Origin of the sequence: Sulfitobacter sp. 1A12779 (genome assembly GCF_043557315.1) — a bacterium.
Taxonomy (GTDB): Bacteria; Pseudomonadota; Alphaproteobacteria; order Rhodobacterales; family Rhodobacteraceae; genus Sulfitobacter; species Sulfitobacter faviae.
Window position 1 is genome coordinate 1 of record NZ_JBIFFU010000040.1, and the last position, 14,881, is coordinate 14,881.

At 60.4% G+C, this 14,881-nt stretch carries 17 protein-coding genes and 1 tRNA gene; 14 read left to right on the forward strand and 4 right to left on the reverse strand.

Annotated elements, in window-relative coordinates:
• A partial coding sequence (locus ACGYLQ_RS19830; protein WP_394444498.1) for a tyrosine-type recombinase/integrase occupies positions 1–879 on the forward strand: 879 nt, incomplete at its 5' end.
• Positions 880–1,143: 264 nt separating this feature from the next.
• On the opposite strand, the gene ACGYLQ_RS19835 is transcribed toward ACGYLQ_RS19830, so the two are convergent.
• Positions 1,144–1,233 (reverse strand) — tRNA-Ser (locus tag ACGYLQ_RS19835).
• Between the two features lie 145 nt (positions 1,234–1,378).
• Between ACGYLQ_RS19835 and ACGYLQ_RS19840 the strand changes: the two genes are divergently transcribed.
• The 8 genes from ACGYLQ_RS19840 to ACGYLQ_RS19875 all read left to right on the forward strand — a co-directional run bounded on the left by ACGYLQ_RS19840 (position 1,379) and on the right by ACGYLQ_RS19875 (position 8,491).
• Positions 1,379–2,221 carry a DUF2059 domain-containing protein gene (locus tag ACGYLQ_RS19840; RefSeq protein ID WP_394407726.1) on the forward strand — a complete coding sequence of 281 codons (843 nt, stop codon included), beginning with the start codon at positions 1,379–1,381 and terminating at the stop codon, positions 2,219–2,221.
• On the forward strand, positions 2,221–3,030 hold the full coding sequence (locus ACGYLQ_RS19845) for a DUF2059 domain-containing protein (protein ID WP_394444500.1): 810 nt from the start codon (positions 2,221–2,223) through the stop codon (positions 3,028–3,030). The genes ACGYLQ_RS19840 and ACGYLQ_RS19845 overlap by 1 nt, the downstream gene beginning before the upstream one ends.
• Before the next feature lie 206 nt (positions 3,031–3,236).
• Positions 3,237–3,923, forward strand: coding sequence for a 50S ribosomal protein L21 (locus ACGYLQ_RS19850; RefSeq protein WP_394444502.1), 687 nt, complete (start codon positions 3,237–3,239; stop codon positions 3,921–3,923).
• A gap of 12 nt (positions 3,924–3,935) precedes the next feature.
• Positions 3,936–4,205, forward strand: a complete 270-nt coding sequence (gene rpmA / locus ACGYLQ_RS19855) for a 50S ribosomal protein L27 (protein WP_067262095.1) — start codon at positions 3,936–3,938, stop codon at positions 4,203–4,205.
• Positions 4,206–4,501: 296 nt separating this feature from the next.
• Positions 4,502–5,038, forward strand: a complete 537-nt coding sequence (locus ACGYLQ_RS19860; protein ID WP_067262104.1) for a GNAT family N-acetyltransferase — start codon at positions 4,502–4,504, stop codon at positions 5,036–5,038.
• A gap of 30 nt (positions 5,039–5,068) precedes the next feature.
• A complete protein-coding gene (gene obgE, locus ACGYLQ_RS19865; protein ID WP_394444504.1) occupies positions 5,069–6,103 on the forward strand; it encodes a GTPase ObgE in 1,035 nt (344 codons plus the stop codon).
• Positions 6,091–7,197, forward strand: a complete 1,107-nt coding sequence (proB, locus tag ACGYLQ_RS19870; protein ID WP_394444506.1) for a glutamate 5-kinase — start codon at positions 6,091–6,093, stop codon at positions 7,195–7,197. The genes obgE and proB overlap by 13 nt, the downstream gene beginning before the upstream one ends.
• Before the next feature lie 28 nt (positions 7,198–7,225).
• On the forward strand, positions 7,226–8,491 hold the full coding sequence (locus tag ACGYLQ_RS19875) for a glutamate-5-semialdehyde dehydrogenase (RefSeq protein ID WP_394444507.1): 1,266 nt from the start codon (positions 7,226–7,228) through the stop codon (positions 8,489–8,491).
• A 3-nt stretch (positions 8,492–8,494) separates the two neighbouring features.
• On the opposite strand, the gene ACGYLQ_RS19880 is transcribed toward ACGYLQ_RS19875, so the two are convergent.
• Positions 8,495–9,097 carry a histidine phosphotransferase family protein gene (locus ACGYLQ_RS19880; protein ID WP_394444509.1) on the reverse strand — a complete coding sequence of 201 codons (603 nt, stop codon included), beginning with the start codon at positions 9,095–9,097 and terminating at the stop codon, positions 8,495–8,497.
• 29 nt (positions 9,098–9,126) lie between these two features.
• On the opposite strand from ACGYLQ_RS19880, the gene ACGYLQ_RS19885 reads away from it, so the two are divergent.
• The 5 genes from ACGYLQ_RS19885 (at position 9,127) to tsf (ending at position 13,069) form a co-directional block, all read left to right on the forward strand.
• A complete protein-coding gene (locus ACGYLQ_RS19885) occupies positions 9,127–9,312 on the forward strand; it encodes a DUF3553 domain-containing protein (RefSeq protein WP_067262087.1) in 186 nt (61 codons plus the stop codon).
• Between the two features lie 148 nt (positions 9,313–9,460).
• Positions 9,461–10,219, forward strand: a complete 759-nt coding sequence (locus ACGYLQ_RS19890; RefSeq protein WP_394444511.1) for a GNAT family N-acetyltransferase — start codon at positions 9,461–9,463, stop codon at positions 10,217–10,219.
• Complete coding sequence (locus tag ACGYLQ_RS19895; RefSeq protein ID WP_394444513.1) at positions 10,216–11,064, forward strand: lysophospholipid acyltransferase family protein; 849 nt, start codon at positions 10,216–10,218, stop codon at positions 11,062–11,064. Before ACGYLQ_RS19890 ends, ACGYLQ_RS19895 begins: the two co-directional genes overlap by 4 nt.
• Positions 11,065–11,219: 155 nt before the next feature.
• Positions 11,220–12,095 carry a 30S ribosomal protein S2 gene (gene rpsB / locus ACGYLQ_RS19900; protein ID WP_067262080.1) on the forward strand — a complete coding sequence of 292 codons (876 nt, stop codon included), beginning with the start codon at positions 11,220–11,222 and terminating at the stop codon, positions 12,093–12,095.
• 98 nt (positions 12,096–12,193) lie between these two features.
• Positions 12,194–13,069 (forward strand): translation elongation factor Ts, encoded by an 876-nt coding sequence (tsf, locus tag ACGYLQ_RS19905; protein ID WP_067262078.1) that lies wholly within the window; start codon positions 12,194–12,196, stop codon positions 13,067–13,069.
• Positions 13,070–13,377: 308 nt separating this feature from the next.
• Here tsf and ACGYLQ_RS19910 read toward each other — a convergent pair whose 3' ends face one another.
• The gene (locus ACGYLQ_RS19910; protein ID WP_271691298.1) at positions 13,378–14,133 is read right to left on the reverse strand and encodes a LuxR family transcriptional regulator; all 756 of its coding nucleotides are present in this window, start codon (positions 14,131–14,133) and stop codon (positions 13,378–13,380) included.
• Positions 14,133–14,570: a type II 3-dehydroquinate dehydratase gene (gene aroQ, locus ACGYLQ_RS19915; RefSeq protein WP_394444515.1), complete on the reverse strand. Its 438-nt coding sequence runs from the start codon at positions 14,568–14,570 to the stop codon at positions 14,133–14,135. Before aroQ ends, ACGYLQ_RS19910 begins: the two co-directional genes overlap by 1 nt.
• Positions 14,571–14,881 lie beyond the last annotated feature (311 nt).

The window sequence follows — 14,881 nt, forward strand, 5'->3', positions numbered from 1 at the left end:
AGGACACAAACAAACCGACATCAACGAACTGCTGCCTTGGAATTACGCCAAACCCGTGTGACCAGCGCACCGCTTACAATCCTTCGGGTTCTGGATAAAATCTTTACAGATCTCGATCGTGACATCCGCAGCATCTCGGCATCTGAAGTTGATGTCTCAATCGTTTCCGAGTTCGTAGCTCGACGTCGGGATGAGCAAGTATCTGTAGCCACGATCAATCGTGATCTGACAGCTTTCGGTCAGCTGATGAGAGCGATCAAGAATGATGGCTGGGTTGATGCGAACCCAGTCAGTGCATTCGAGAAACAAGGGATGAAAGAAGTGCTCCCTGACATCGAGATTCCCACAGATGAAGCGATTGCGAAGCTGTCGGAGCGCGCGCCCGGCACGTTGGCGCATTTCCCGAGCTTCCTTTGTGCCACTGGCGGACGGGTGACCGAGATGGCGCTGCTGCAATGGCGAGACATCGTTGGCTTAGAAAAGCCGTTCGAGGGGAATGTGCTCGCGACCTTGCTCTTTACGAAGGGTGGAAAAGTTCGAACCATCGAGCTCACACAGGAGGCAATTGACATCCTGTTGAAGGTTCCCCGTTCGAACGCATCGGCATACGTGTTTTGGAACAAAACAGAACATGGGTTCTATCAGGACCCCTCTAACCTTTTCTGGGAGTATGGGCAGGAAACGGATTTTGGCGCGCGCCTTCATGATCTGCGCCACAGGTTTGCGATCGATCGGCTGCGCGAAGGGTGGTCGGTTTACAGGGTTCAGAAATACATTGGTCATGACTCGGTCAAAACGACAGAGCGATACTATCTTCGCTATCTTTCTCAACAGCAGCAGGACCATGTGCGCTCAGACGGAGACAACGGTTTTCGGTAAAGAGAGCATCGAGCTGAGACATCGGGGGGATCTTGCGCCAGCAAGGTCCCTCTTTTCTTGCTGTGGAAAGGAATGCCCAAGACAACAAGCACGGCCCATATGGTTTGGACAGGAGCATAGACCTGACAAATGGGGCATAGTCGGCATCGTCAGAAGCGCAAAAAGGGGTCATAGTATGACACCTTTGCTTGATCTAACGGCGCATAGAGGAATACGCACCACACCCTGATATTTCGAAACAATTCAATCTTATCAGGGGGATAGTGGCGGAGAGACAGGGATTCGAACCCTGGGAACCCGTGAAGGCTCAACGGTTTTCGAGACCGCCCCGTTCGACCACTCCGGCACCTCTCCGCGGGGGTCTGGGGGGTCCGTTTAGTCGCCTTTTCCAGCAGTGGCAAGAGGGGTTTTGCGCATCAATTGAAAGTTTGGGGATTTTCATTGCGCCGAGGCTGGTAGAGCCTAAGTTTAAAGGCAGAATTCTGCGAAAGGACCGCCCATGTTTCGCCAAAACCGAATGATTGCAGCCCCCTTTGTCATGGCGTTGATGCTGCTCGTCGCGCTTGCCCTGCCGTTGCGGGCGGCGGATCGCGGCGCGTTGGAGCGGTTTTTGGAGGTGACCGGCTTTGACGTGGCGTTGGAGAGCATTCGCCTGTCCGCCGATTCTGCGCCTGAAATGTTGGGGCTGCAAAGCGAGGATTTCGGCTCGGAGTGGTCGCGGCTGGTGCGCGATGTCTTTGACACCGAGTTGATGCACGACATGGCGATGGATATCCTTGCCGAGACGCTCAGCGATGACCTGTTGGATCATGCCGCCGGGTTCTATGCCTCCGATTTGGGCCAGCGTTTGGTGGCGGTCGAGAATAAGGCGCATATGGCTGAGGATGACGGGCTGAAGGCCGAGAGCGGTGCCGCCATCATCGCGGGGCTTGAGCGGATCGGCTCCCCCCGGTTGGAGACCCTGCGGCGCTTGAACGTGGCCAGCGATGTCGAGGAAATCTCGGTCCGGGCCATTCAAGAGGTGCAGATTCGTTTCCTTCTGGCCGCCGCGGCGGCCGGGGTGATCGAATTGCAGATGGAAGAGCCGGACCTGCGCGAGGCGATGCGGGCGCAGGCGGATGAGTTGGGCGCGCAGATCGCCGCCAACGCATTGGCCAACGCCGCCTATACCTATCAATCCTTCTCGGACGAAGACCTTGCCGCCTATGCCGAGGCGTTGGAGCATCCCAAGATGCAGCAAGTCTACACGCTGATGAACGCCGTTCAATATGAGATCATGGCCAACCGGTTCGAGGCCGTGGCCGCGCGGCTTGCGGCCATGCAGCCCAGTCAGGACATCTGATGCGGGCTTGGGTTTTCGCGCCGCTTTTGTGGCTTCTGGCGCTGCCCGCTTGGGCCGATGCGCGGATGACCGTGCTGGTCGACTTGTTGGAACTTCGCCAAGCGGCGGTGATCCTCAGCGACGAAGGGCAGGCCCATGCGGAGGTGCTGAACCAAGACATGCTGGGCGGGCAGGGCGGCCCAGCCTGGCAGATGCAGGTCGAAAGCATCCACGATCCCGAGCGTATGGTCGAAATGGTCCGCCGCGCCTTGGAAGAGACGATGACGGCGGAGGAGGTCGAAAAGACGATCACCTTCTATTCCACCGAACTGGGGCGCCGGATTGTCGGGCTGGAGAATGCCGCCCGCGCCGCCATCGCCGAGCCTGAGATTGAGCAGATCGCGCGGGCGAACTATGGGGTGCTGGCGGGGGACGGTGATCCCCGGGTGGCTTTGATCCGCCGGTTGATCGACGCTTCCGATATGATCGACCGCAATGTTGGCACGGCACTCAACAGCAATTTCCAATTCCTCCGCGGCATGCGCGATGGCGGTGCGTTGGAGGACAGTGACGAAGACCTCTTGGCCGATGTCGGCGCCGATCTGGATGCGGTGACCGAAGACACCTCCGTCTGGTTGCACGCCTATATGCTGCTGGCCTATCACCCTTTGAACAACGCCGAGATCGCGCAATATGCGGCCTTCGCCGAGACACCAGCGGGCCGGGCGCTCAATCGCGGGCTTTTCGACGGATTCGGTCGGGCCTATGAGGATATCTCCTACGGGCTGGGGCGCGCATTGGCGCTGAACATGGTGGCCGAAAGCCTCTGACAGGCCCAGGGGGCAGGGCCAAGAAAACCTACTTGACTTGCCCCGCTATTCCGAAGATAAGCCCGCATCCCGGCGGGTAATCCGTTTTCGGGATTGTTTTTTAATGACGCCCCATGGGCGCGCTGTTCGAGGCGGATCGGCCGGAAAGCCATCCACAAACTCCCAAGCGGGGGCCACAGAACGCGGATGACAGAAAAGGAAGACGCATGTTTGCGGTCATCAAGACAGGCGGCAAGCAATACAAGGTTCAAGCAGGCGATATGCTGCGCGTTGAACGTATTGCGGCCAATGCTGGCGAAACAGTCCAGTTCAACGAAGTTCTGATGCTGGGCGGCGACAGCCCCGTGCTCGGCGCGCCCACGGTCAAAGACGCAGGCGTTCAGGCCGAAGTCGTCGATCAGATCAAAGGCGAAAAGGTCGTCAACTTCGTCAAGCGCCGCCGGAAGCACTCTTCCAAGCGCACCAAGGGTCACCGTCAGAAGCTGACGCTGGTCAAGATCACCGACATCCTCGCCTCCGGCGCAGAGAAGTCGGGCGTATCCGAAGCTGTCGGCACCGGTTCCGTAAGCGCCGCCGCCGTGGCTGCCATCACCGGCAAGACCGATGAGGCTGCGCAGATCAAGAAGGCCAAGAAAGCGAAAGCCACCAAGGCCGCTCCGAAAGCCGAGAAAGCCGACCAGATGTCGGAAGCCGGCGCGGACGACCTGAAGGCGCTGAGCGGCGTTGGCCCCGCACTTGAGAAAAAGCTGCACGAAGCGGGCATCACCTCCTTCGCTCAAATCGCAGCATGGACCGAAGCGGATATCGCTGAAGTTGACGAGAAACTGTCTTTCAAAGGCCGTATCCAGCGTGAAGGCTGGGTCGAACAGGCCAAAGAAAAGACCAAAGGCTAAGGAGAGACCGAGATGGCACATAAAAAAGCAGGCGGTTCATCCCGTAACGGGCGCGACTCAGCTGGTCGTCGCCTTGGCGTGAAAAAATACGGCGGCGAAGCCGTCATCCCCGGCAACATCATCGTGCGTCAGCGCGGCACCAAGTTTTGGCCTGCCGAAGGCGTTGGCATGGGCAAGGATCACACGATCTTTGCAACCGTCGACGGCGCTGTGACCTTCCACAAGGGTCTGAAAAACCGCACGTTCATTTCGGTTTTGCCACGCGCGGAGGCCGCTGAATAAGCCGTACCCCAAAGGGTTTGAAAAAATCAGGGATCGGCGATACCGCCGGTCCCTTTTTCTTTTTCGGAAAGACCCCCAATGTTTTTGTTTTCCAGTTCAGGGCCCATTGGCCTGCCGGGCCGTTTCTCCGCTCTTTGCGGACCGCGGCTGAATTTTGATAAAGTAGTTACATTCGGCAGGGAGGAATATGTCGAATGTGTCAGCGCTTCGGCGCGCGGGTTACGCGCGATCGGGGCAGGGGCGGCCCGTCTGGCCAAAGGCCCCCAATCCAGTCTGTTCGGAGGAGGAACATGACGATGCAGTTGGAAGCGATTGTGAACCAACCCCTTATTGAGACAGAGCGGTTTGACCTGCGCCCGGTGCGCCGGTCCGACATGGGTATGATTGAGATGTATGCCAGCGACCCGCGGGTCGCCAATGCCACATCCTCGATCCCGCATCCGCTGCCGCCCGGCAGTGTCGAAGCCTATGTCACCCGCGCCATGTCCGATGACCGTGAAGAAGACGTCTGGGTCATGGATGGCACCCGGGCGGACAGTTCCGAAGTGATGGGCGTGATCTCCCTCACCCGGCTGGACCGCAACCAATCCGAAATCGGCTATTGGGTGGCACCGGCGTTCTGGAACACGCATCTTGCCTCTGACGCGGTGCAGGCTTTGGTAAACGCCAACCCCTTGGGCAACGACGCGCTTTTTGCCTCTGTTTTCCATGACAACCCGGCCTCGGCCAAGGTGCTGACCAATGCGGGCTTTGTCTATCTCGGCGACGCGGAAACCTATTGCTTGGCCCGCGATGCTGCCGTACCCACATGGACCTATAGCCGCAAGCTGTAGCTCCGTTTCCCGTGCCTGAAAGGCAAGACCATGAAGTTTCTCGACCTGTGCAAAGTCTACATCCGATCCGGCGCCGGGGGCGGCGGCTGTGTGTCGTTCCGGCGTGAGAAATACATCGAATATGGCGGCCCGGACGGCGGCGATGGCGGCACCGGCGGCTCGGTCTGGGCCGAGGCGGTCGATGGGCTGAACACGCTGATCGACTTTCGCTATCAGCAACACTTCTTTGCCAAGAACGGCCAGCCCGGCATGGGCAAACAGCGCACCGGTAAGGACGGTGAGGATATCATCCTGCGGGTGCCCGTGGGCACGGAGATCCTCGACGAGGATCAGGAAACTGTCATCGCCGACCTGACCGAGCTGGGCCAGCGCGTGCAGCTTGCGCGCGGCGGCAATGGCGGCTGGGGCAACCTGCATTTCAAATCCGCGACCAACCAAGCCCCCCGCCGCTCGAACCCCGGGCAGGAAGGGGTTGAGCGGACGCTTTGGCTGCGGCTCAAGCTGATCGCCGACGTCGGCTTGCTGGGCCTGCCCAACGCGGGCAAGTCGACCTTCCTTGCGAGCACGTCGAACGCGCGGCCCAAGATCGCCGATTACCCATTCACCACGTTGCACCCAAACCTTGGCGTGGTCGGTGTCGATAACACCGAATTCGTCGTGGCGGATATTCCCGGCCTCATCGAAGGCGCCTCCGAAGGGCGGGGTCTGGGCGATCTTTTCCTTGGCCACGTCGAGCGTTGTGCGGTGTTGTTGCACCTCATCGATGGGACTTCCGAAACCGTGGCGGAGGATTACCATACCATCATTGGAGAGCTGGAAGCCTATGGCGGCGATCTGGCGGAAAAGCCGCGCGTCACTGTGTTGAACAAAGTTGATGCACTGGATGAGGAAGAGCGCGCAAGTCCCTTGAAAGAGTTGGAAAAAGCGTCCGGCGGCAGCGTCATGATGATGTCCAGTGTGGCTGGCGAAGGCGTGACGGAAGTATTGCGCACCCTGCGCCAGAACATTGACGAAGATCGCCTGCGGTTCCGCAGCACCGAGGAAGAGACGCCTTGGCAACCCTAAGCACCGCCCGCCGCATCGTCATCAAGATCGGCTCCGCCCTTCTGGTGGACCGCGATAGCGGCAATCTGCGCCGGGACTGGCTGACTGGATTGGCGCAAGATGTATTGTGGCTCAAGGGCTTAGGCTGCGATGTTGTGCTGGTGTCTTCGGGCTCCATCGCACTTGGCCGGGGTGTTCTTGGCCTCCCGCCGACCGTCTTGGCGCTGGAACAGGCGCAGGCCGCCGCGGCGGTGGGGCAAATCCGCCTTGCCCGGGCCTATGAAGAGGTGCTGGCTCCCCATGGGATCACCACGGCGCAGGTGCTGGTGACGTTGGAGGACAGCGCCAACCGCCGGCGCTACCTCAACAGCCGCGCGACCTTGGAGCAGTTGCTCTCGCTCGGGGTCGTGCCCATCGTGAATGAGAATGACACGATCGCGACCGACGAAATCCGCTTTGGCGACAACGACCGTCTCGCTGCGCAGATTGCGGTGACGGTGGGCGCGGATCAGTTGATTTTGCTCTCCGATGTGGATGGTTTCTACAGTGCCAACCCCTCGCAGGACCCCACCGCGAAGCGCTATGATGTGATCGAGAGCATCACGCCCGAGATCGAGGCGATGGCCGGGGATGCCGGGTCGGGCCTGTCCAAAGGTGGCATGAAAACCAAGCTGATGGCCGCGCGCACGGCGACAACGGCGGGCTGTGCGATGGCGATCACCGATGGGTTCGTCATGCGCCCGCTCACCGCGCTTGAAAGTGGGGCGAATGCCACTTGGTTCAGCGCGCAGAGTGATCCAAAGGCCGCGCGCAAGCGCTGGATTGCCGCGATGAAGCCGCGCGGGGCGGTGACCTTGGACGCCGGAGCCGTGGCGGCATTGGCGCGGGGCACGTCTCTCTTGCCGGCCGGGGTGACCGCCGTTGAGGGGCGTTTTGAGCGGGGCGATAGCATCGCCATGTATGACCCCGCCGGTCACGCGGTGGGCCACGGTCTCAGCCGCTATTCGGCGGAGGAGATCGGGCAGATCAAAGGCCACAAGAGCGCGGAGATCGAGGCGCTTTTGGGCTATCCCGGGCGGGCGGCTTTGATCCATCGCGACGATATGGCGCTCTAAGAGAAGATGAAGACAGGGGCATAAGGCTATGAACGACATCGAGAATATCTCTGAACTGATGGCCGATATCGGCGCCCGCGCCCGTGCAGCGGCGGCGCAACTGGCGACTGCCACAGCCGAGCGGAAACACGCGGCCCTGATCAGCGCGGCCGATGCGGTCTGGAAAAACCGGGCTGAGATCATCGCCGCCAATGAGCAGGACCTCGCCTTTGGCCGCGACAAGGGGCTGTCGGATGCCATGATGGACCGGCTGATGCTGAACGAAGAGCGTATTCGCGGCATGGTCGACGGGCTGCGGTCGGTCGCGGAACAGGTCGATCCGGTGGGTGAGGTGATCGCTGAATGGGACCAGCCCTCGGGCCTGAACATCCAGCGTGTGCGCACGCCGCTCGGCGTGATCGGCGTGATCTATGAATCGCGGCCCAATGTGACGGCGGATGCGGGCGCGCTTTGTCTCAAAGCGGGCAATGCGGTGATCCTGCGCGGCGGGTCGGAAAGCTTTCATTCATCGCGCGCCATTCACGCCTGCCTGCAACAAGGGCTGCGAGATGCGGGCATGCCGGAAGACGCGGTGCAATTGGTCCCGACGCGCGACCGGGCGGCGGTGCGTGAGATGCTGACGATGACGGATACCATCGACGTGATCGTGCCGCGCGGCGGCAAGGGGCTTGTCGGCTTGGTCCAGCGTGAGGCGCGGGTGCCGGTCTTCGCCCATCTGGAAGGCATCGTGCACATCTATATCGACGCTGAGGCGGATCCCGAAAAAGCGCTGAAGGTCGTGCTGAACGCCAAGACACGGCGGACGGGCATATGCGGTGCGGCGGAATGTCTTTTGATCCATGAGGATGTCGCCAAGACCATTGGCAACGGCGTGATCCGAGCGTTGATTGACGCAGGCGTCGAAGTGCGCGCCGATGCGGCCTTGCAGGATGTCCCCGGCACGGTCCCGGCCAACGATGCGGATTGGGGGCAAGAATACCTCGATATGATCGTCGCGGCGCGGGTCGTCCCCGATCTGGACGCTGCGATGGCGCATATTCGCGAGTATGGATCGGGGCATACCGATTGCATCCTGACCGAGAATGCGGAGACCGCCGCGGCGTTCTTTAACGGGCTGGATTCGGCGATCCTGATGCATAACGCCTCGACCCAATTCGCGGATGGGGGAGAGTTCGGCATGGGCGCAGAGATCGGTATCGCCACGGGCAAGCTTCATGCCCGCGGCCCCGTTGGCGCGGCGCAGTTGACGAGCTTCAAATACCTCGTGCGTGGCGAGGGGACTGTGCGCGGCTGACCGTCAGAAAGACAAGGTGAGTGCCGTTTCGCCGCTGTCGAGCGTGATTTCTTTCCCCTGTGCTTCGGCCAGCATTGGCAAAACCGCGAATTGAACCTGCGCGGGCTGTAGCGGCCTGTCCGGCCCGGGCTGTGTCAGCAGCTCCCAAAGTTCAGGGTTTATCGCGATTTTGTCAGCCTCGGCCTGTAGGGACCAATGGCCTGCCCCTTCGGCGATGGTGATCCGCCCGCCGTGGTGCAGGGCCGTTTCGATACAGAGCAGCGCGAGGAAGGCCATCCGCACGCTGTTGCGCGATTGGGGGCTTGTAACCTGCCAATCAACCTCAACCCGCGAGGCGGCATAGAGATCACGTAGGATCGAAGTCACCTCGTTCTGGCCCATGGTCTGATCGCCCGCTGCCCCAAAGGCGATGCGGAAAAAGCGGATCCGGGCCGAGGCGCTTTCGACGCTTTGACCGATCAAGGCAAGCTCAGGCCCCGGGGCGGCCCCGGTACCCGCCATCTGAAGCAATTCTAGCCCGTTGTTGATGGCCCCGATTGGCGATATCAAGTCGTGGCAAATGCGGCTGCCGATCAGGGTGGGCAGGTCAATGTTAAGCTGGCCCATGGTGGCCCCTCGGAATGATTGGAAATGGCATGGATGATCTGAACGCGCTGCTGACGCCGGGCATGTTGGTGATGCATCCGCAGCATCCCGAATGGGGCACGGGACAGGTGCAAAGCAATATCGGCGGCAAAGTGACGGTCAACTTTCGTGACCAAGGCAAAGTGGTCATAGATAGCTTTCGTTTAGAATTAATGCCGGTCTTTGATGAGGGATGACCCTTTCCAAATCCTTAATGGTGGAAGAAAATTTTCTTAAAGCAACCATAGGGAGAGTAACCGATTTCCGCTTTCCCCGCAACTGTTGCGCCCGCGCAGCCGATTGCCTATCAGGCGGAGACTTTCATTTCGGGCATAGGATTGGCCGATGCCACGGGGCGTAGCAGCAGATTTTCAGGTCAGATTGGCGCAGACGGAGGCCGATGTGCAGGCGGCACAGCGGTTGCGTTACGACGTTTTCGTGCGCGAGTTGGGCGGCGGCGGCCCGATGGTCGATCATGCCGCCGGGTTGGAGCAGGACCGGTTCGATCCCTACTTTGACCATCTGCTTTTGACCGACCGGCGCAGCGGTAAATTGGCGGGCGTCTACCGGGTGATGCGGGGCGATATGGCCGCGCGGGCAGGGGGCTTCTATTCGGCGGCGGAGTACGATCTGGCGCCGCTTGTCCAGTCGGGGCGTAAGCTGTTGGAATTGGGGCGCTCTTGCCTTGACCCCGCCTATCGCGGTGGCACGGCGATGCACCACCTTTGGGCCGCGCTTGCAGGCTATGTCGCCGAACATGAGATCGAGGTTCTCTTTGGCGTGGCGAGCTTTCATGGCACCGACACCGCGGCTTTGGCCGAGCCGCTTTCGCTTTTGCATCACCGGCATTTGGCACCGCCCGAACTGCGGGTCCGCGCGCGTGATTACGCGCCCATGGACCTGATCCCCGAGCCCGAGTTGGACCGGCGCAAGGCCATGCTGGCGGTGCCGAGCCTGATCAAAGCCTACCTTCGGCTGGGCGGGACCGTGGGCGAGGGGGCCTATATCGACCGCGCCTTCAACACCACGGATGTTTGCCTGATCCTTGATACGAAACAGATGAGCGCGCGGCAGATGCGGTTCTATAACGGGAGCGCTGCATGAGCACGACTTGGGACAGCGACCAGCCGCCGCCAGAGCGGCGTTTGACGCTTGCAGGGATGCTGCGGGTCATGCTGCGCGGCGCGGCCTTGGCGATTTTGGTTTTCGGCGGGCTGCTGGTCTTGCTGCTGCTGCGCTTGGTCGAGCGGCCGATTTTTGGCCTGCATCGGCCCATTACCCCCCATATCACGCAGATGGTATGCCGCGCGGCGTTCTGGGTGCTGGGCATGCGCTTTATCCGCCGCGGCACCCCGATGGAACGGCGCGGCGCGGTGGTGGCCAACCATACCTCATGGCTTGATATCTTCGCGCTGAACGCGGCCAAACGGATCTACTTCGTCTCCAAATCCGAGGTGGCAGGCTGGCCCGGCATCGGCTGGCTGGCGCGGGCGACGGGTACCGTCTTTATCCGCCGCGACCGGGCCGAGGCGCGCAACCAGACGGAAGTGTTTCGGACCCGCCTCTTGGCCGGGCATAAGCTGCTGTTTTTCCCCGAGGGGACCAGCACCGACGGGCTGCAAGTGCTCCCCTTCAAGACCACGTTGTTCGAGGCCTTCTTTGACCCTGCCTTGCGGGATGAGATCGCGGTGCAGCCGGTCAGCGTGATCTACCACGCGCCGCAGGGTGAAGATCCGCGGTTCTATGGCTGGTGGGGGGATATGTCCTTTGGCGCGCATCTGCTAACGACGCTGGCCGCGGCACGGCAAGGCGCGGTTGAGGTGGTCTATCACCCGCCGCTGCCGGTGGCGGAATTCACCGGGCGCAAGGGGCTGGCGCAACGCTGCGAAGCGATCGTGCGCGCGGGCCATGCCCAGACAGGTGGTGATGGCGGGTCGGGCCTGCAATAAGCCCCTTGCGCTGCGCCGCGCGCTGGCCTATATGCGCCCCACTTGAACCCGCAGTCGGGGTTGGGCCTTTTGGGGAGAAATCCCAGATCGTCCGCCGGTTGGCAGCATGAGGCTGTCATACCCCCGATGAGGCTAAACCGGAAAGGTATAAAGACATGGCTCTTCCTGAGTTCTCCATGCGCCAACTGCTCGAAGCAGGCGTACACTTTGGTCACCAGACACAGCGCTGGAACCCCCGCATGGGCCCGTACATCTACGGCGCGCGCAACGGCATCCACATCATGGATCTCACACAGACCGTCCCCATGCTGGACGAAGCGCTGAAAGTGATCCGTGACACTGTCGCCAAGGGCGGCAGCGTTCTCTTCGTCGGCACCAAGCGTCAGGCCGCTCAGCCGATCGCCGACGCCGCAGAGAAATGCGCACAGTATTACATGAACCACCGTTGGCTCGGCGGTACGCTGACCAACTGGCAGACCGTTTCGCAGTCGATCAACCGTCTGAAAAACATCGACGAACAGTCCGAGCGTGGCTTTGAAGGCCTGACCAAGAAAGAGCGTCTTGGCATGGAGCGCGACCAAGCGAAGCTCGAAGCGTCGCTGGGTGGTATCCGCGAAATGGGCGGCCGTCCTGACCTGCTCTTCGTCATCGACGTGAAGAAAGAGTCGCTGGCCATCGCAGAAGCCAACAAGCTGGGCATCCCGGTTGTGGCCGTGGTTGACACCAACTGCTCGCCCGACGGTGTTGATTACATCATCCCCGGCAACGACGACGCGGCCCGCGCCATCGCGCTCTACTGCGATCTGGCATCGCGCGCTGCTCTCGACGGCATGTCGGCTCAGCTGGGTGCGGCAGGCGTTGATCTGGGCGCCATGGAAGAAGCCCCCGAGGAAGAAGCCGTGAGCGAAGAGAGCACCGGCGTCGAAATCGGCAACGCGTCCGAAGAGACTCTGCACGACGATGCCATGGGCAAAGATGCACCGCTGGACATCGAATCCAAGAAAGAGACCGTCGCCAAAGCCGAAGGCTAAGCGTCACGGACCTGAAACACGGGGCAGGGTAACCTGCCCCGATTTCCACCAGAGGCGGGCCTTGGGCCTGCACCCGATTTCCAAAGGAGAACCAAGAGATGGCAATCACAGCATCCATGGTCAAGGAACTGCGCGACAGCACCGGCGCAGGCATGATGGACGCCAAGAAGGCACTGACAGAAAACGACGGCGACATGGAAGCCGCTGTCGACTGGCTGCGCACCAAGGGTCTGGCCAAAGCGGCGAAGAAATCCGGCCGTACAGCTGCCGAAGGTCTTGTGGCCGTTAAGGTCGAAGGCGGTCACGGTGTCGCGGTTGAGGTGAACTCCGAAACCGACTTCGTCGGCAAGAACGCCGAATTCCAATCCATGGTCAGCAACATCGCCGATGCCGCGCTGAAAGTGGACGATGTCGAAGCGCTGAAAGCGGCTGAGATCGACGGCAAATCCGTTGAAACCACCCTTACAGACGCCATCGCCAAAATCGGCGAGAACATGTCTCTGCGCCGCATGCAGAGCATCGAAGGCGAGACTGTCGTCTCTTACGTCCACAACGCCGCCGCACCCGGCATGGGCAAGATCGGCGTTCTGGTCGCCATGACCGGTGGCAACGAGGAACTGGGCAAGCAGATCGCGATGCACATCGCCGCTGTGAACCCCGCGTCGCTCTCCGAAGCTGATCTGGACCCGGCCGTGGTCGAGAAGGAAAAGCAGGTTCAGATGGACATCGCCCGCGAAAGCGGCAAGCCCGAAGCCGTGATCGAGAAAATGATCACCGGCCGCATGCAGAAGTACATGTCCGAAGTGACACTGGTGAACCAGTCCTTCGTCGTGAACCCTGACCTGACCGTCGGCAAGGCCGCTGAAGAAGCGGGCGCGACCATCACTGGTTTCGTGCGTCTGGAAGTTGGCGAAGGCATCGAAGTTGTCAAAGAAGACTTCGCAGCGGAAGTGGCGAAAGCCGCGAAAGGCTAAGCCTTCTCGACATGATGAATAGGGGGCGGTGCATTCCGATGCGCCGCCCTTTTTCGTGGGCAATCACCGATAGGGACGCCGATAAAAACGACGGCTCCAAGTATCAGGGCAGGTTCTGGATGGGGCAGGGGAAGGATCCGGTCAGCCAGGCGAAAAATAAACCTGACTGAGACCGGCGAGCCAAAAAGCGCCTTGGTATTACAAGGATTTAAGGCCCGTCGTACCGCAGGTGCGAACACCCGCGATACTGGCAGACCATGGCCATCTACTACCTGAGGTGCCAGTAAGGTATTCCATACCCTAATATATTACGGATCCATCACAAACATCTGGTTCGCAAAGGCCGCTTTCAGCACCGCCTGAGCCGTCGTCTCGACCGACAAAGCCTCCCGTGCGAGGCGCAGGTGTTTTTCGACCGTAGGCGCCGTCAGACCCATCAACAGGGCGATATCCTGCGTGGTCTTGCCATCTCCGACCCATTGCAGCACCTCCAGTTGGCGCCGGGTGAGGCTGCGGTTGGGGCTGCTATAGGGCAGGGAGAGGATTTTCAGATGCGCGATTTCATTCATCAGCTGAATGTCCGCGCCATGCGTGGCCCAAATCGCATCCACCTCATCCTGAGACAGGCCACGGCGCGCCGTTAGCGCGATCGCCCCCTTGGACCGGGCCGAGATCGAGCGGAAACTGATCGTATAGCCCGCCGTCACATCCATGCTGGCGTTGAAGTCGATCACCCGTTTTTCGGTCTCCGACAGGCCATCGCGCTGCGTGATCTCCGCCAAGGTGCCCCAGCTACAAGCGCCTTCGTTGTTAAGCGCCCAACGCAGCATCGGCGCGTTGAAGTAGAGCCCGCTGTGCAGATAGCCGTTGAGGTATTCCGCGCTTTGATTGCTCAAAATCACGAAATCCGCCGGGTCGCCCAAAGAGGTCGGTGTACGGTAGCGCGTAAAGCCGTAGATCAGCCGGTCGAACCCATAGTCAGCCATCTGTCGCGTATGGGCATCCCAGAGTGCTTCGATTGTCGGGCTATGCGCGATCTGATGCAGATAATCGCGCAAAATCATTAGCTTACGATATGACGTTGAAGGGCTTGGATTGCCAGAACATAGCCATGAGCGCCAAAGCCGCAGATCTGTCCACGGGCCACAGGCGCGATATAGGATGTGTGGCGGAAACTCTCACGCGCGTGAATATTGCTCAGATGCACTTCGACCACCGGCAGTTCGACAGAGGCGATGGCGTCCATCAGCGCGATGGAGGTATGGGTATAGGCGCCGGCATTCAGAATGATACCAGCATGTTGGCCGCGGGCCGCATGGATTAGATCGACCAACGCGCCTTCGTGGTTCGACTGCGCAAACTCCATCTCCAGACCCAGCCGCGCGGTTTCCTCGGCACAGAGCGCCTCAACATCCGCCAAGGTGGTCTTGCCATAGACCTCAGGCTGCCGCGTGCCCAAAAGGTTCAGGTTCGGGCCGTTCAAAATAACTACAGACGCCATAATCACTCACATTAAATCACCTAGATAGTGTTAACGGAGCAAAACTGGCGCTGTCCAGCGTCAGGTGGCATTGCGGTGCTACTGTGGCGAGAAAATCGCAACAACAGGGCTGGGATGGTGATATGTTGTAAACACCATTCAGAAATGTCACTGGGTTTGCAAAGCAGGAATGTCACTACTGGGCGCGACGGTAGCAAGGCTTTGCAGCCCGGAGACCCCACATATCGAAGGGCCGAAAAGCCTTGCGGGGATTGGCTTAGAGACCCAGCTTCCGTTGTTCGGTCTGATTGTAGAATGCTCTGACGCCGTCT